Here is a 15,729-nt window from a genome sequence, read left to right on the forward strand (position 1 = left end):
ATGGGCAAGGCCGTTGCCCCCCTTGCGCTGGTCCTGACCGGGCTTGGCGCCTGCGCCGATGGGGCGCAGACGGGGCAACACGCCTTGCCGCCCGCGTATCTCGGGATCGAGACGCGGCTTCTGGACGGCGATCTGGTGAATTTCCGCGTGGCGGTGCGCCATGCCGAGGAACGCCGCCTGATCGAGGACTATGCGGCCTGCGCGGCCGCGCAATATGCGCTGATCCGGGGCTACGGCTTCGCGCGCCATGTGCGCACGAACGTGGACCAGGACGGTGCCGTGGCAAGGGCGGATGCGGTCTATCTGATCTCGCCCTCGCTGCCAAAAGGGGTGGCGACCATTGACGCCGAGGTCACGGTGCGCGATTGCGGCGCACGCGGAATACCGACGGTCTGAACGCCGGGACAGTTTTGGGGACGTGAGGAAACATGGCTGAATTCTTCCAGACACCGGCCGGGATCGCGGTCATCATCGCGGCGCAAAGCCTGCTGGTGATCGGCTTTGCTATGGTCGCGCTGATCTTCCTCGTCTACGGCGACCGCAAGATCTGGGCGGCGGTGCAGCTGCGGCGCGGGCCGAACGTGGTGGGGCCCTGGGGCCTGCTGCAAACCTTTGCCGATGCATTGAAATATGTGCTCAAGGAAATCGTTGTGCCCGCCGGCGCCGACCGTCCGGTGTTCTTCCTGGCGCCGCTGATGTCCTTTGTGCTGGCCATGGCCGCCTTTGCCGTGGTGCCGTTCAATGCGGGCTGGGTGCTGGCCGACATCAACGTCGCGATCCTGTTCGTCTTTGCCGTCTCGTCGCTGGAAGTCTACGGCGTCATCATGGGCGGCTGGGCGTCGAACTCGAAATACCCGTTCCTGGGTGGCCTGCGCTCTGCCGCGCAGATGATTTCCTATGAGGTGTCGCTGGGCCTGATCATCATCGGGATCATCATCTCGACCGGCTCGATGAACCTGACGGCCATCGTCGAGGCTCAGCGCGGCGACTACGGGATTTTCAACTGGTACTGGCTGCCGCACCTGCCGATGGTCGTGCTGTTCTTCATCTCGGCGCTGGCTGAAACCAACCGCCCGCCCTTTGACCTGCCCGAGGCGGAATCGGAACTGGTCGCGGGCTTCATGGTGGAATATTCCTCGACGCCCTACCTTCTGTTCATGGCTGGCGAATATATCGCCATCTGGCTGATGTGCGCGCTGATCCCGCTGCTGTTCTTTGGCGGCTGGCTGTCGCCCATTCCCGGGTTGCCCGACGGGTTCCTGTGGATGTTCGCCAAGATGGTGTTCTTCTTCTTCCTGTTCGCCATGGTGAAGGCCATCGTGCCGCGCTACCGCTATGACCAGCTGATGCGCATTGGCTGGAAGGTGTTCCTGCCGCTGTCGCTGGGCTGGGTTGTGCTGGTGTCGTTCCTGGCGAAATTCGAAGTTCTGGGCGGCGCCTGGGCGCGCTGGACCATCGGGGGCTGATCCGTGGGCATCGACCTTCCCCAGTTCAGGCATCTGGTCGATCTGTCGACCCGCTTTCGGCCGCAGGGGCGTTCGCTCATGCTGGGCCGTCAGCGCCTGCGCCTGAACGTGACGCACCGCAAGGCTGCGAACGGGGCGCTCAAGGCCGCAGGCCTTGAGATGAGGTGGCGCGAGCTGACGCAGGACGACGGGTTCAGCGAGACGATGTGGGACAAGCTGGGCTTTGCCGGCATCGAGACGATGGATCTGTCCGACTACGAAGGCGCGACGATCCTGCACGATCTGAACCAGCCCTTGCCGAAGGAACTGGAAGGCCAGTTCGATTTCATCTTCGATGGCGGCACGATCGAACATGTGTTCAACGTGCCGATGGCGCTGACCAATGTGTTCCGCATGTTGCGCCCCGGCGGGCGGTTCGTGTCGGTCAACGGCATGCATGGCTGGACGGGGCACGGGCTTTACCAGTTCGGCCCGGAACTTGCCTGGACCTTCTGGCGCCGCGCCTGCGGCTGCACGGTGCATCGCTGCATCGGGCTGGCGCGGGACGAGGACGTGCCCGATCTGAACCTGCCGGATGCTGCTGAAACCGGCGTCCGGCTGAAGCTTTGCGGAAAGCTCCCCAATTCGCGGGTCTATCTCTATTACGAAGTAGAGAAGACGCCCGACTCGCAGTACGACGGCATCGTGCTGCAAAGCGACTATCAGACCCGCTGGTCGCGCAGCGACGGCGCTGACAAGGCCGAAGACATCTCCGAAAGGGCCGCCACATGACCCAGATCGACTGGACCAGAGCTACCAAATACTTCTTCCTGGTGGACTTCATCAAAGGCTTCGGGCTGGGGCTGAAGTATTTCTTCGCGCCCAAGGACACGCTGAACTATCCGCATGAAAAGGGGCCGCTCTCGCCCCGCTTTCGCGGCGAACATGCGCTGCGCCGCTATCCGAACGGCGAGGAGCGCTGCATCGCCTGCAAACTGTGCGAGGCTGTGTGCCCGGCCCAGGCCATCACCATCGACGCCGAACCGCGCGAGGATGGCAGCCGCCGCACCACGCGCTATGACATCGACATGACCAAGTGCATCTACTGCGGCTTCTGCCAGGAGGCTTGCCCGGTCGATGCCATCGTCGAGGGGCCGAACTTCGAATTCGCCACCGAAACGCGCGAGGAACTGTTCTACGACAAGCAGAAGTTGCTCGATAACGGCGCCCGCTGGGAAGCCGAGATCGCCCGCAACCTCGAACTTGACGCCCCGTATCGCTGAGGTCAGGACCGATGCATTCCCCGTCCGGCTACTACACGGTCACAGGATTTCCCGCGCTGGTCATCATGCTGGCGCTGGGATTCCTGGCCTATGGGTGGCCGGGGATGCGCATCGCCCGCCGCGCCGGCAAGCCGGCCTGGATGGGGCTGTTGATGGGCCTTCCGCTGGTGAACATCGTGGTGATCTGGATGTTCTCGATTGCCGACTGGCCGAACCTCAAGGGGGGGCCCGACGCATGAACGAAGCCTATGCCAAGATGATCCAGCAGATGATGGAAAGCGGGCAGGAGATGCTGCGCGCCTTCAATCCGGCGCTGGAACAGATGAAGGTCGCGGGGCTGGACCGCATGTTCCCCACCATGTCCAAGGACATGATGGAGATGTGGTTCGGCAAGACCTTCAACCGCGACGGTCTGGATGCCAAGACGCGGCTTTTGCTGACCATCGGTGCGCTGACCGTGCTGGGTGCGCAAGCCGAGCCGCAACTGAAGATGACCGTGCGCCATGCCCTTGAAGCAGGCGCCACGGAACGCGAGATCGCCGAGGTGATCTGGCAGATGAGTGTTTTCGGCGGTCTGCCCGCCATGCAGAAGGCCCTGGAAATCGCCCAGAGCGTCTTTGCCGAGATCGAGGAGAAAAAGGAATGACCGTCGCCGATCTGGCCTTTTATGCCTTTGCCATTGTGACAGTGGCAGCGGGGCTCATGGTCACCGTGTCGCGCAACCCGGTGCATTCGGTGCTGTGGCTGATCCTGACGTTCTTTTCCTCGGCCGGGCTGTTCGTCCTGCTGGGGGCGGAATTCGTCGCCATGCTGCTGGTCATCGTCTATGTCGGTGCGGTGGCGGTGCTGTTCCTGTTCGTCGTGATGATGCTGGACGTGGACTTTGCCGAACTCAAGGGCGAGATGGCCCGCACCATGCCGCTGGCGCTGCTGATCGGTCTGGTGCTGATCATGCAGTTCGGTCTGGCCTTTGGCGCCTGGCATCAGGCCGATGGCGCGCTGGGTCTGCGTCAGGCGGTGACGCCCGACATGACCGAGGTCCACAACACCAAGGCGCTGGGTCTGCTGATCTATGACCAGTATTTCCTGCTGTTCCAGGTCTCGGGTCTGATCTTGCTGGTTGCGATGATCGGTGCCATTGCCCTGACGCTGCGCCACCGCACCAACGTCAAGCGTCAGAACGTTCTGCACCAGATGTGGCGCGATCCGGCCAAGACGATGGAACTCAAGGACGTGAAGCCCGGGCAGGGGCTCTGACAGTCTGGCTGGGCCAAGGCCCGGCCGAACAACGAATGACAAGGGGCCGCCCTGACGGTCCACGAGGGAACGACGATGGTGACAGTTGGACTGGAACATTACCTGACGGTGGCGGCGGCGCTGTTCGTCATCGGGATTTTCGGCATCTTCCTCAACCGGAAGAACGTGATCGTCATCCTGATGTCGATCGAACTGATCCTCTTGTCGGTCAACATCAACCTGGTCGCGTTTTCCAGCTTTCTGGGCGATCTGGTCGGGCAGGTGTTCACCATGTTCGTCCTGACCGTGGCAGCGGCCGAGGCGGCGATCGGGCTTGCGATCCTGGTCTGCTTCTTCCGCAACCGGGGCACCATCGACGTCGAAGACGTCAACGTGATGAAGGGCTGAGGCGATGGAAACCATCATCCTGTTCGCGCCTCTGGTCGGGGCCGTGCTGTGCGGCTTTGGCTGGAAGTATTTCGGCGAGAAACCCGCCCAGATCCTGACCACCGCGATGGTCTTTCTGGCCGCGCTGCTGTCCTGGGTCATCTTCCTGACCTTTGACGGCACCACCGACCATGTCTCGCTGCTGCGCTGGGTCGACAGCGGCACGCTGGCCGCCGACTGGGGCATCCGGCTGGACCGGATGACCGCGATCATGCTGGTCGTGGTCAACTCGGTTTCGGCGCTCGTGCACCTCTACTCGTTCGGCTACATGGCCCATGACGAGAACTGGACCGACGCAGAGCCCTATCGGGCGCGCTTCTTTGCCTATCTGTCGTTCTTTACCTTTGCCATGCTGATGCTGGTGACGTCGGACAACCTGATCCAGATGTTCTTTGGCTGGGAAGGCGTGGGCGTTGCCTCGTATCTGCTGATCGGCTTCTACTGGAAGAAACAGTCGGCCAGCGCGGCGGCGATGAAGGCGTTCATCGTGAACCGCGTCGGCGACTTCGGCTTTCTGCTGGGGATTGCGGCGCTTTACTTCCTGACCGACAGCGTGCGCTTTGACGATATCTTCGCGCAGGTCCCGGTGCTGGCGGAAACGCAGATCAGCTTCCTGTGGACCGAATGGAATGCGGCAAACCTGATCGGCGTTCTGCTGTTCATCGGCGCGATGGGTAAATCGGCGCAGCTGTTCCTGCACACCTGGCTGCCCGACGCGATGGAGGGGCCGACCCCGGTGTCGGCGCTGATCCACGCGGCAACCATGGTGACGGCTGGCGTCTTCCTGGTCTCGCGCATGTCGCCGCTTTATGAATACGCGCCGCAGGCCAAGCTGATGATCGTCTATGTCGGCGGCTTCACGGCCTTCTTCGCCGCGACCGTCGGTCTGGTTCAGAACGACATCAAGCGCGTGATCGCCTATTCGACCTGCTCGCAGCTGGGCTACATGTTCGTGGCGGCTGGCGTCGGGGTCTATTCGGTGGCGATGTTTCACCTGTTCACGCACGCCTTCTTCAAGGCGATGCTGTTCCTTGGCGCGGGCTCGGTGATCCATGCGACGCATCATGAACAGGACATGCGCAACTATGGCGGGCTGCGCCACAAGATCCCCGTGACCTTCTGGGCGATGATGATCGGCACGCTGGCCATCACGGGTGTCGGTGTTCCGCTGCTGTATATTCCCGGCCTGCATATCCCGCTGGGCTTTGCCGGCTTCGTGTCCAAGGACGCGATCATCGAAAGCGCCTACGCGGGCGGGCCGACGCTGGTGTTCTGGCTGCTGGTCGTGGGTGCGCTGATGACCAGCTTCTACAGCTGGCGCCTGATGTTCCTGACCTTCTACGGGACCAGCCGCGCGCATGGTCATGGCCATCACAACGGGCATGACGACCACCACCACGAGCCGCACGAGAGCCCGCGCGTCATGCTGATCCCGCTGGGGGTGCTGGCGCTGGGGGCGATCTTTGCCGGGATGCTGTGGTACAACAGCTTCTTCGGCTCGGTCGAAAGTGTGCGCCACTACTTCGGGATGCCCGCTGCCGAGGCCCATGGCGAGGCTGCGGCCGGTCATGGCGCGGCGGCACCTGCGGCCCACGGGGCAGCCGCCCCGGCTGCGCATGGCGCGGCCGCTCCGGTTGCCCATGGCGCTACGGCCCCGGCTGCCGCCGAGGCACATGCGGTCGCCCCCGAAGGCGCGCTGTTCTTCCACCCTGACAACCATGTGCTGCACGCGGCGCATGACGTGCCGGTCTGGGTCAAGCTGGCGCCCTTTGTTGCCATGCTGACCGGCCTGGTGCTGGCCTGGGTGATGTATATCCGCAAACCGGAACTGCCTGCGAAACTCGCGGCGGAACAGAAACCGCTCTACGAATTCCTGCTCAACAAGTGGTATTTCGACGAGCTTTACGACGCAATCTTCGTCCGTCCGGCGAAGTGGCTTGGCGCGACGCTGTGGAAGCGGGGCGACGGCAACGTGATCGACGGCACCATCAACGGGCTGGCCATGGGGATCGTGCCCTTCTTCACCCGGCTCGCAGGCCGGATGCAGTCGGGCTATGTGTTCCACTATGCCTTTGCCATGGTGCTGGGGATTGTGGTGCTCGTCACCTGGATGACGCTGGCTTACGGCCACTGAGGGGCAGGGAACCATGGACAATCTTCTTTCCATCATCACCTTCACCCCGGCCATCGGTGCGCTGATCCTGGCGGTGTTCCTGCGCGGCAACGATGCTGCGGCGCAGCGCAATGCCAAGTGGCTGGCGCTGGCCGCCACCACGGCAACCTTCCTGATCTCGCTGTTCCTGATCGCGGGCTATGATCCGGCCGACACCGGCTTTCAGTTCGTCGAGGATCACGACTGGATCATGGGGCTGAGCTACAAGGTCGGCGTTGACGGGATTTCGATCCTGTTCGTCATGCTGACCACGTTCCTGATGCCGCTGACCATTGCGGCCTGCTGGGATGTGGACACCCGCGTCAAGGAATACATGATCGCCTTCCTGATGCTGGAGACGCTGATGATCGGCGTCTTCGTCGCGCTGGATCTGGTGCTGTTCTACCTGTTCTTCGAGGCAGGCCTGATCCCGATGTTCCTGATCATCGGCATCTGGGGCGGCAAGGACCGGATCTATGCCAGCTTCAAGTTCTTCCTCTACACCTTCCTTGGCTCGGTGCTGATGCTGGTGGCGATGATCGCCATGTATGTCGATGCCGGCACCACCGATATCGCCGCGCTCTTGAACCACAACTTCTCGTCCGAGGCGTTCCCGATCCTGGGCATCAACGTGCTGGGCGGGATGCAGACGCTGCTGTGGCTGGCCTTCTTTGCCAGCTTCGCGGTCAAGATGCCGATGTGGCCGGTGCACACCTGGCTGCCGGACGCCCACGTTCAGGCGCCGACCGCCGGGTCGGTCGTGCTGGCGGCGATCTTGCTGAAGATGGGCGGCTATGGCTTCCTGCGCTTCTCGCTGCCGATGTTCCCGGTCGCCTCGGACATGCTGGCGCCGATGGTGTTCTGGATGTCGGCCATCGCCATCGTCTACACCTCGCTGGTGGCGCTGGCGCAGCAGGACATGAAGAAGCTGATCGCCTATTCGTCGGTCGCCCACATGGGCTATGTGACGATGGGGATCTTCTCGGCCAACCAGCAGGGCATTGATGGCGCGATCTTCCAGATGATCAGCCACGGGTTCATCTCGGGCGCGCTGTTCCTGTGCGTCGGCGTGATCTATGACCGCATGCACACCCGCGACATCGACGCCTATGGTGGCCTTGTGAACCGGATGCCCGCCTATGCGCTGGTGTTCATGTTCTTCACCATGGCCAACGTCGGTCTGCCGGGCACCTCGGGGTTCATCGGCGAATTCCTGACCATCATGGGCATTTTCCAGGTCAACACCTGGGTCGCCTTTGTCGCGGCGACCGGCGTGATCCTGTCGGCCGGCTATGCGCTGTGGCTTTACCGCCGCGTCGTCTGGGGCGATCTGATCAAGGAAAGCCTCAAGACCATCACCGACATGACGGCGCGTGAACGGGCGATCTTTGCCCCGCTCGTTGCCATGACCCTGCTGCTGGGCGTCTATCCCTCGCTGGTGACCGATATCATCGGACCCAGTGTCGGCGCCCTGATCACCGACTATCACGCCGCGATTCCCGCCGAAGCGGGCACGCAGCTGGCCAGCCACTGAGGAGCCCGACATGACCTCTGCGGATCTTTCCGTCATCCTGCCCGAGATCGTGCTGGCAGTCGCCGCGATCGTCGCGCTGATGGGGGCGGTCTATACGGCCAAGGACCGGCTGACGCCGATGCTGACCTGGGCCATGGTGGTGCTGTTCCTGGTGCTGGCCTTCTGGATCGGCACGACGGGTGGCGATGCAACGGCCTTTGGCGGCATGTTCGTCGCCGATGCCTTTGCCCGGTTTGCCAAGGTGGTGGTGCTGGTCGGCGCCGCGGCCGTGCTGGTGATCGGCCAGGACTATGTCCAGCGCCGCGGCCTTGACCGCTTTGAATACCCGATCCTGGTCGCCCTGTCGGTCCTTGGCATGATGCTTATGGTCTCGGCTGGCGATCTGATCGCGGTCTACATGGGGCTGGAGCTGCAGTCGCTGGCGCTCTACGTCATCGCCTCGCTGCGCCGCGACAGCGCGCGCTCGACCGAGGCGGGCCTCAAGTATTTCGTGCTTGGCTCGATGTCCTCGGGGATGCTGCTCTATGGCGCCTCGCTGATCTATGGGTTCGCGGGCACGACGCAGTTCGCCGGCATCCTCTCGGTCGTCGGCGAGCAGCTGCCGCTGGGCGTGCTGTTCGGTCTGGTGTTCATGCTGGCAGGTCTTGCCTTCAAGATCTCGGCCGTGCCCTTCCACATGTGGACCCCGGACGTCTATGAAGGCTCGCCAACCCCGGTGACCGCCTTCTTCGCCACCGCACCCAAGGTGGCTGCCATGGCGCTGATCGCGCGGCTGCTGCAGGATGCCTTCGGCACCATCCCGGGCGACTGGGGGCAGGTGATCGCGGCGATGGCCGTGGCCTCGATGTTCCTGGGCGCCATCGCGGCGATCGGGCAGAAAGACATCAAGCGTCTGATGGCCTATTCCTCGATCGCCCATATGGGCTATGCGATGATTGGCCTGGCGGCGGGCACCGAAGGCGGCGTGCAGGCGATGCTGGTCTACATGGCGATCTATGTCACCATGAACGTCGGCACCTTTGCCTTCATCCTGTCGATGGAACGCGATGGCCGTCCGGTGTCGGACATCTCGGCCCTGAACCAGTTCGGCAAGGCGGAACCGGCCAAGGCGCTGGCGCTGCTGGTGCTTATGTTCTCGCTGGCAGGCGTGCCGCCGATGCTGGGCTTCTTTGCCAAGCTGTCGGTGCTGGCCTCGGCGGTCAATGCGGGCATGACCTGGCTGGCGGTGGCCGGTGCGGTCGCCTCGGTGATCGGCGCCTTCTACTACCTGCGCATCGTCTACTTCATGTATTTCGGCCGCGAGGGCGAGGTGCTGGAAAGCCGCATGGCTCCGGCCCAGTGGGCGCTGATGATGCTGTCGGCGGTGGCGATGATCGCCGGGATCGTCAACCTTTTCGGGATCGAGGGCCCGGCTCTTGCCGCGGCGCAGGCGCTTGTCCGCTGACGCATGGCCCGAAGGTGTCGGGCGGATTTTGCTCGACACCACCGATTCCACCAATCTCGAGGCCGCGCGACGCGCGGCCTCTTGCACAGAACCGACCTGGATCCTCGCCGGGTTCCAGACCGGCGGGCGCGGGCGCCGCGCGCGGCCCTGGGTCAGCCCGCGCGGCAATTTCCATGCCACGCTGCTGATGCACCCCAAGGGTGGCCCCGCACAGGCCGCGCTGCGCAGCTTCATCGCCTCGCTCGCGCTTGGCGAGGCGCTGGCGCAGCTGACCGGCACGCCCGAGGCGATCCGCCTGAAATGGCCGAACGATGTGCTGCTCAATGGCGGCAAGGTGTCGGGGATCTTGCTGGAAAGCCTGGGCACACAGGGCGGGGTGGATCATCTGGCGGTCGGCATCGGCGTCAATCTGATCGCCGCCCCGACCCCTGATCAGGTCGAGGCGCGGGCCGTGACCCCCGTCTCGGTCCTGGCCGAAACCGGCCAGCGCCTTGCCCCCGAAACCTTGCTCACCGCTTTGGCTGCGGCCTTTGCCCGGCTCGAGGCCGAATTCGCGGCCCATGGCTTTGCCCCGATCCGCGAACGCTGGCTGGCCCGGGCCGCCCGTCTGGGCGAGCGGATCGTGGCCCGCACCGGCACGATCAACCATGAGGGGATTTTTGAAACGATAGATGCAACCGGCGCATTGGTCTTGCGGACGGATGCCGGAACACTCACTCTGCCGGCAGCCGATATCCACTTCTGATCCATCCTTCATCTGTCTTCAAATATCCCGGGGGTCCGGGGGCAGGGCCCCCGGCGCCTCCACCCCGAACCGGAGCCTGCCATGCTGCTTGCCATCGACTGCGGAAACACCAATACCGTCTTCTCGATCTGGGACGGCGCGCGCTTTCTTGCCACATGGCGCATCGCCACCGACCACAAGCGCACCGCAGACGAATATTTCGTCTGGCTGTCCACGCTCTTGATGCTCAACAAGCTGGATGTGAAGATCAACAGCGCGATCATCTCGTCCACCGCCCCGCGGGTGGTGTTCAATCTGCGCGTGCTGTGTGACCGCTATTACGGCTGCCGTCCCTATGTGGTCGGGCGGCCCGGCTGTGTGCTGCCCCATGCACCGCGGGTGGATCAGGGCACCACGGTTGGCCCGGACCGGCTGGTCAATGCCACCAGCGCCTTCGATCGGCATGGCGGCAACCTGATCGTGGTCGACTTTGGCACCGCGACCACCTTTGACGTGGTCGATACCGATGGCGCCTACATCGGCGGCGTCATTGCGCCTGGCGTGAACCTGTCGCTCGAGGCGCTGCACATGGCGGCGGCCGCGCTGCCGCATGTCGATGTCTCGCGCCCTGACCGGGTGATCGGCACGAATACGGTGGCCTGCATGCAGTCTGGCGTGTATTGGGGATATGTCGGGCTTGTCGAAGGCATTGTCCGGCAAATCCGCGCCGAACGCGACCGTCCCATGCAGGTGATCGCGACTGGTGGTCTTGCCCCGCTGTTCGAGCAGGGAACCGAAATTTTCGATGCGGTCGAGGATGACCTGACGATGCATGGTCTGGTCCTCATCCACGACCACAACCGCAGACTGGAGTCCGCATGAGCGCCAATCGCCTGATCTATCTTCCCCTTGGCGGTGCCGGGGAGATCGGGATGAACTGTTACGTCTACGGCTATGGGCCGGAAGGGCGGGAACGGTTGATCGTGGTCGACCTGGGCGTCACCTTCTCGGACATGGACACCACGCCGGGGGTGGATCTGATCATGCCGTCGGTGGATTGGCTGGCCGAACGCGCCGATCGGATCGAGGGGATCTTCATCACCCACGGGCACGAAGATCACGTCGGCGCGCTTGGCCATCTGTGGCCGCGCCTGCGGGCGCCGGTCCATGCCCGCCGCTTTACCGGCGCGCTGGCGAAACTGAAGCTGGAAGACCAGGGACAGGATTCGTCGGTCGTGCAGATCCACCCGGCGCGGCCGGCCTGGGTTCAGGCAGGCCCGTTTCGCGTGCAATTCGTGCCGGTCGCCCATTCGATCCCCGAAAGCGCGGCGCTGCTGATCGAAACGCCGGCCGGGCGCATCCTGCATTCGGGCGACTTCAAGCTGGACCCGGAACCGGGCGTGGGTGAACCATGGGATCCGGCGGTCTTTGCCGAGATCGGCGCCCAGGGTGTCAAGGTGCTGACCTGCGATTCGACCAATGTCTTCAGCCCGCATCCTGGCCGCTCTGAATCGACGCTGCATGGCCCGCTGCACGAGCTGATCGCCAATGCCAAGGGGATGATCGCGGCGACCACCTTTGCCTCGAACGTCGCGCGGGTGAAGGCGCTGGCCGAGGCCGGGCGCGCTGCGGGCCGCTCGGTCTGTCTGATGGGCCGGGCGATGCGCAAGATGATCGCCGTGGCGCAGGAGACGGGCATTCTGACCGATTTCCCGCCGACGATTGCCCCCGAGGATGCGGCCAACCTGGCGCGGCATGAGGTGATGCTGATCGTGACCGGCACGCAGGGCGAGCGCCGGGCAGCCAGTGCGCAGCTTAGCCGGGGCAAGTATCTGGGAATGCAGATGAAAGAGGGGGATACCTTCCTATTCTCTTCGCGCACCATTCCTGGAAACGAACGCGGCGTGCTGCGCATCGTCAACGCCTTTTCCGAAATGGGCATCGATGTGATCGACGACTATGAGGGGCGCTATCACGTCTCTGGCCATGCCAACCGGCCCGATCTGGAAACGCTGCACCGGCTGGTGTTGCCCGATGTGGTGATCCCGCTGCATGGCGAACACCGCCATCTGCGCGAACATGCCAAGCTGGCCACGGCGAACGGCATGGCGGCGGAAATCGCGCCGAACGGCATGATGCTGGATCTGACCGGCGAAGTGCCCGAGGTGGCCGAATATATCGAAACCGGCCGGGTCTATCTGGATGGCTCGGCGCTGATCGGCGCGCTGGACGGGGTGGTCCGCGACCGGATCCGCATGGCACTGAACGGGCATGTCATCGTGACGCTGATCCTTGATGACGACAACAGCGCCCTGGGCGATCCCTGGGCCGAACTGATGGGCCTGCCAGAGACCGGAAAGAACGGCCGTGCCCTGGGCGAGGCGATCGAGGACGAGCTGGCCGAGTATCTGGACCGCGCCGGTCCCAAGGTGCTGCGCGACGATGAAAAGCTGGATGACGGCGTGCGCCGCGTGGTGCGTCAGGTCGCCATGGAAGAGATCGGCAAGAAGCCCGAGGTGACGGTGATCGTCTCGCGTCTGGCCTGAGGGCGCGGGCGCGGGGGGTGTCGGGGGGCCAGCCCCCCGTCGTCATTGGGGCTTGAACCCATGGCGCCCCAATGACGACCCCGTTCAAGGGGCCGTCTGCCCCTTGAAAATCCCCGAGGGTATTTCGCGCAAGATGATGCAAAAGGCCCGCGCCGGGGGAACCGGGGCGGGCTTATTATCAAACAGGGCGGTTTCTTATTCCGCCACGTCTTCCGCGGTTTCCAGCGCGGCCACGCGGGCAAAGCTGCGCAGGATGAAATCGGGGACGTGATCGCCCATGCCGGCAGGGCTGGGCCCGTCGTCGCGGCGGCGGTCGCGCCGATCGTCGCGGCGCGGCTCGCGGCGGGGTTCCTCGCGCCGGGGCGGGGGGGCTTCGGCCTCGACCTCGGGGCGGGGGGCCTCGGTGCGCGGGGGCTCGGCGCGGTGCTGGTCGCGGCGCGGGCCACGATCGCGCGAGGAGTGCCGCGAGCGGGGCTGGCGATGTTCGCCGCGGTCGGGGCTGTCGTCGAATTCCACCGCCGGGGCCTCGCCGCGCGGGATCGGCTGCTTGATCAGCGATTCGATATTGGCCAGGTATTTGTCATCCGCCGGCACGGCGATGGTAAAGGCCTTGCCCTGACGCCCGGCGCGGCCAGTGCGGCCGATGCGGTGGACGTAATCTTCGGCATGGCTGGGCACGTCGAAGTTGAACACATGGCTGACCGCCGGAATGTCCAGCCCGCGCGCGGCCACGTCAGAGGCCACGAGGAAGCGCAGCTCGCCATCGCGGAAGGCGTCCAGCGTCTTCATCCGCTGCGATTGTTCCAGATCGCCATGGATCGGCGCCGCATTGAACCCGTGCGCCTTGAGCGATTTCGCCACCACGTCCACATCCATCTTGCGGTTGCAGAAGATGATCGCGTTGGAACAGGCCTCGCCCTCGTCCTGGATCAGCGCGCGCAGCATGGCGCGCTTTTCGCCAAAGGAGCGGTCCTTGCGCGAGGGGGTAAAGGTGATGAGCTTTTGCTCGATCGTCGAAGAGGTGGTCGCCTGGCGCGCCACCTCGACCCGGACGGGGTTCGACAGGAAGGTGTTGGTGATCCGTTCGATCTCGGGCGCCATGGTGGCCGAGAAGAACAGCGTCTGCCGGGTGAACGGGGTCAGCTGGAAAATGCGTTCGATATCGGGGATGAACCCCATGTCGAGCATCCGGTCAGCCTCATCGACCACCATGATCTGAACGCCCGTCAGCAGCAGCTTGCCGCGCTCGAAATGATCCAGCAGCCGGCCGGGGGTTGCGATCAGCACATCGACGCCGCGGTCGATCAGCGCGTCCTGTTCCTTGAAGGACACGCCGCCGATCAGCAGCGCCTTGGTCAGCTTGAGGTGTTTCGTATAGGTGTCGAAATTCTCGGCCACCTGGGCGGCAAGTTCGCGCGTGGGCGCCAGCACCAGCGAGCGCGGCATCCGGGCGCGGGCGCGGCCGTTGGCAAGGCGGGTGATCATCGGCAGCGTGAAGCTGGCAGTCTTGCCGGTGCCGGTCTGGGCGATGCCCAGAACATCGCGCCCTTCAAGCGCCGGGGGAATCGCCTCGGCCTGGATTGGCGTGGGCGTCTCATAGCCGGCTTCGGCAATGGCGGTCAGAACCCGGGGATCCAGTTGCAGATCGGAAAACTTGGTCATTTGCGTCCTTGTTTTGCGGTATCGGACCGCAAGGAAGATGGGACGCAAGAGTTCCGGGCGCCCCGGCGGCAAGCGGGCGCGGGACAGACCCCGCGCCTCACACAGCGGGCGTTAGCTCAAATGACGCCCAAGGTCAAGAAACCTGCCCGGATCCGGCCTTTTTCGCCAGTTCTGCGCGCAGTTCGGCCGAATGCGCGCCGCGCGCGGGGATCGGGCCGGGGGTGCGGCGCTGTCCGTCGAATCGGGGGGCGGGGGCGGGTTGCAGCGGGCCTTCGCGCATCCAGATGCCGCGCGCGGCGATATGGGCGTCTTGCGCGGCCTCGTCGGGCGACAGGACCGGGGCGACGCAGGCATCCGACCCGGCGAAGACCGATTCCCAGTGGCTGCGCGGCTGGCTGGCAAAGATCGCCGCGACGCGCCTCGTCAGTTCGGGCCAGGCGGTGCGGTCATAATGGCCCGCGATCATCGCGGCATCCTGTTCCAGCCCCAGCCCTTGCAGGAACAGGTGATAGAATTTCGGCTCCAGCGCCTGAACGACGATCCAGCTGCCACAGGCACAGGGATAGCTGCGGCTCCAGTGCGGGCCATCCAGCAGGCTTTGCCCGCGGTCCGTGACCACGGCCCCGCCGGCGCGCAAGCTCATCAGCAGGGCCATCATATGGGCCGAGCCATCGACGATGGCCGCATCGACGACGGACCCCTTGCCCGTGGCGCGGGCGTTCAGCACCCCCGACAGCAGGCCAACGGCCAGATACATCGCACCGCCCCCGATGTCGCCCACCAGCGTGGGCGGGGTCAGCGGCGCCGCGCCCGGCGCGGCCGCATACCACAGCGCGCCCGAGCGGCCGATATAGTTCAGGTCATGCCCGGCCACCGGCGCCAGCGGGCCGGTCTGGCCCCAGCCGGTCATCCGGCCATAGACCAGCGCGCGGTTGACCGCCTGGCAATCCTCGGGGCCAAGGCCAAGCCGTTCCATCACGCCGGGGCGGTTGCCCTCGATCAGCGCATCGGCGGTGGCGATCAGCGCCAGCGCGGTGGCCTTGTCGTCGGCAGTCTTCAGGTCCAGCGTGATCGAGCGTTTGCCACGGTCCAGCAGGCTGTCGCCCCCCATGCCTGGCACCGCGTTGGCGGTGGGGCGGTGGATGACGATGACATCCGCCCCCAGATCGGCCAGCAACATGCCGCAGAACGGGCCAGGGCCGATCCCTTCGAATTCCACCACCCGCAATCCGTTCAGCATGTCCTGTCCCTCTGTT

At 64.6% G+C, this 15,729-nt stretch carries 16 protein-coding genes; 14 read left to right on the plus strand and 2 right to left on the minus strand.

Annotated elements, in window-relative coordinates:
* The 14 genes from G481_RS0121815 (at position 1) to G481_RS0121880 (ending at position 12,811) form a co-directional block, all read left to right on the plus strand.
* A complete protein-coding gene (locus G481_RS0121815) occupies positions 1–396 on the plus strand; it encodes a hypothetical protein (protein ID WP_028031897.1) in 396 nt (131 codons plus the stop codon).
* A gap of 32 nt (positions 397–428) precedes the next feature.
* Positions 429–1,466, plus strand: a complete 1,038-nt coding sequence (nuoH, locus tag G481_RS0121820; RefSeq protein WP_028031898.1) for an NADH-quinone oxidoreductase subunit NuoH — start codon at positions 429–431, stop codon at positions 1,464–1,466.
* Between the two features lie 3 nt (positions 1,467–1,469).
* Complete coding sequence (locus G481_RS25310; RefSeq protein ID WP_051294695.1) at positions 1,470–2,237, plus strand: methyltransferase domain-containing protein; 768 nt, start codon at positions 1,470–1,472, stop codon at positions 2,235–2,237.
* Entirely contained in the window at positions 2,234–2,728 is a 495-nt protein-coding gene (gene nuoI / locus G481_RS0121830; RefSeq protein WP_028031899.1) for an NADH-quinone oxidoreductase subunit NuoI, read from the plus strand. The genes G481_RS25310 and nuoI overlap by 4 nt, the downstream gene beginning before the upstream one ends.
* Positions 2,729–2,739: 11 nt before the next feature.
* The gene (locus G481_RS25315; protein ID WP_051294696.1) at positions 2,740–2,967 is read left to right on the plus strand and encodes a hypothetical protein; all 228 of its coding nucleotides are present in this window, start codon (positions 2,740–2,742) and stop codon (positions 2,965–2,967) included.
* Complete coding sequence (locus G481_RS0121840; RefSeq protein WP_028031901.1) at positions 2,964–3,374, plus strand: carboxymuconolactone decarboxylase family protein; 411 nt, start codon at positions 2,964–2,966, stop codon at positions 3,372–3,374. The genes G481_RS25315 and G481_RS0121840 overlap by 4 nt, the downstream gene beginning before the upstream one ends.
* Positions 3,371–3,985: an NADH-quinone oxidoreductase subunit J gene (locus G481_RS0121845; RefSeq protein ID WP_028031902.1), complete on the plus strand. Its 615-nt coding sequence runs from the start codon at positions 3,371–3,373 to the stop codon at positions 3,983–3,985. Before G481_RS0121840 ends, G481_RS0121845 begins: the two co-directional genes overlap by 4 nt.
* Before the next feature lie 75 nt (positions 3,986–4,060).
* On the plus strand, positions 4,061–4,372 hold the full coding sequence (gene nuoK, locus G481_RS0121850; protein WP_028031903.1) for an NADH-quinone oxidoreductase subunit NuoK: 312 nt from the start codon (positions 4,061–4,063) through the stop codon (positions 4,370–4,372).
* A gap of 4 nt (positions 4,373–4,376) precedes the next feature.
* Positions 4,377–6,545: an NADH-quinone oxidoreductase subunit L gene (nuoL, locus tag G481_RS0121855; protein ID WP_028031904.1), complete on the plus strand. Its 2,169-nt coding sequence runs from the start codon at positions 4,377–4,379 to the stop codon at positions 6,543–6,545.
* 13 nt (positions 6,546–6,558) lie between these two features.
* Positions 6,559–8,097, plus strand: a complete 1,539-nt coding sequence (locus G481_RS0121860) for an NADH-quinone oxidoreductase subunit M (RefSeq protein ID WP_028031905.1) — start codon at positions 6,559–6,561, stop codon at positions 8,095–8,097.
* 10 nt (positions 8,098–8,107) lie between these two features.
* Complete coding sequence (nuoN, locus tag G481_RS0121865) at positions 8,108–9,541, plus strand: NADH-quinone oxidoreductase subunit NuoN (protein ID WP_028031906.1); 1,434 nt, start codon at positions 8,108–8,110, stop codon at positions 9,539–9,541.
* A complete protein-coding gene (locus G481_RS0121870; RefSeq protein ID WP_028031907.1) occupies positions 9,531–10,286 on the plus strand; it encodes a biotin--[acetyl-CoA-carboxylase] ligase in 756 nt (251 codons plus the stop codon). Before nuoN ends, G481_RS0121870 begins: the two co-directional genes overlap by 11 nt.
* 81 nt (positions 10,287–10,367) lie before the next feature.
* Positions 10,368–11,147, plus strand: a complete 780-nt coding sequence (locus G481_RS0121875; protein WP_028031908.1) for a type III pantothenate kinase — start codon at positions 10,368–10,370, stop codon at positions 11,145–11,147.
* Positions 11,144–12,811: a ribonuclease J gene (locus tag G481_RS0121880; protein WP_028031909.1), complete on the plus strand. Its 1,668-nt coding sequence runs from the start codon at positions 11,144–11,146 to the stop codon at positions 12,809–12,811. The genes G481_RS0121875 and G481_RS0121880 overlap by 4 nt, the downstream gene beginning before the upstream one ends.
* Positions 12,812–13,006: 195 nt before the next feature.
* Here G481_RS0121880 and G481_RS24880 read toward each other — a convergent pair whose 3' ends face one another.
* Together G481_RS24880 and G481_RS0121890 are read right to left on the minus strand one after the other, a co-directional pair.
* Entirely contained in the window at positions 13,007–14,473 is a 1,467-nt protein-coding gene (locus tag G481_RS24880; RefSeq protein ID WP_051294697.1) for a DEAD/DEAH box helicase, read from the minus strand.
* Between the two features lie 133 nt (positions 14,474–14,606).
* A complete protein-coding gene (locus tag G481_RS0121890; RefSeq protein ID WP_028031910.1) occupies positions 14,607–15,713 on the minus strand; it encodes a CaiB/BaiF CoA transferase family protein in 1,107 nt (368 codons plus the stop codon).
* Between the last annotated feature and the right edge of the window lie 16 nt (positions 15,714–15,729).

The organism is Gemmobacter nectariphilus DSM 15620 (assembly GCF_000429765.1).
Taxonomy (GTDB): Bacteria; Pseudomonadota; Alphaproteobacteria; order Rhodobacterales; family Rhodobacteraceae; genus Wagnerdoeblera; species Wagnerdoeblera nectariphila.

Bases quoted from the DNA above. Each gene is read 5' to 3' on its own strand.
- G481_RS0121815 (WP_028031897.1), top strand. From the start codon at position 1: ATGGGCAAGGCCGTTGCCCCCCTTGCGCTGGTCCTGACCGGGCTTGGC.
- nuoH (WP_028031898.1), top strand. From the start codon at position 429: ATGGCTGAATTCTTCCAGACACCGGCCGGGATCGCGGTCATCATCGCG.
- nuoI (WP_028031899.1), top strand. From the start codon at position 2,234: ATGACCCAGATCGACTGGACCAGAGCTACCAAATACTTCTTCCTGGTG.
- G481_RS25315 (WP_051294696.1), top strand. From the start codon at position 2,740: ATGCATTCCCCGTCCGGCTACTACACGGTCACAGGATTTCCCGCGCTG.
- G481_RS0121840 (WP_028031901.1), top strand. From the start codon at position 2,964: ATGAACGAAGCCTATGCCAAGATGATCCAGCAGATGATGGAAAGCGGG.
- G481_RS0121845 (WP_028031902.1), top strand. From the start codon at position 3,371: ATGACCGTCGCCGATCTGGCCTTTTATGCCTTTGCCATTGTGACAGTG.
- nuoK (WP_028031903.1), top strand. From the start codon at position 4,061: ATGGTGACAGTTGGACTGGAACATTACCTGACGGTGGCGGCGGCGCTG.
- nuoL (WP_028031904.1), top strand. From the start codon at position 4,377: ATGGAAACCATCATCCTGTTCGCGCCTCTGGTCGGGGCCGTGCTGTGC.
- G481_RS0121860 (WP_028031905.1), top strand. From the start codon at position 6,559: ATGGACAATCTTCTTTCCATCATCACCTTCACCCCGGCCATCGGTGCG.
- nuoN (WP_028031906.1), top strand. From the start codon at position 8,108: ATGACCTCTGCGGATCTTTCCGTCATCCTGCCCGAGATCGTGCTGGCA.
- G481_RS0121875 (WP_028031908.1), top strand. From the start codon at position 10,368: ATGCTGCTTGCCATCGACTGCGGAAACACCAATACCGTCTTCTCGATC.
- G481_RS0121880 (WP_028031909.1), top strand. From the start codon at position 11,144: ATGAGCGCCAATCGCCTGATCTATCTTCCCCTTGGCGGTGCCGGGGAG.
- G481_RS24880 (WP_051294697.1), bottom strand. From the start codon at position 14,473: ATGACCAAGTTTTCCGATCTGCAACTGGATCCCCGGGTTCTGACCGCC.
- G481_RS0121890 (WP_028031910.1), bottom strand. From the start codon at position 15,713: ATGCTGAACGGATTGCGGGTGGTGGAATTCGAAGGGATCGGCCCTGGC.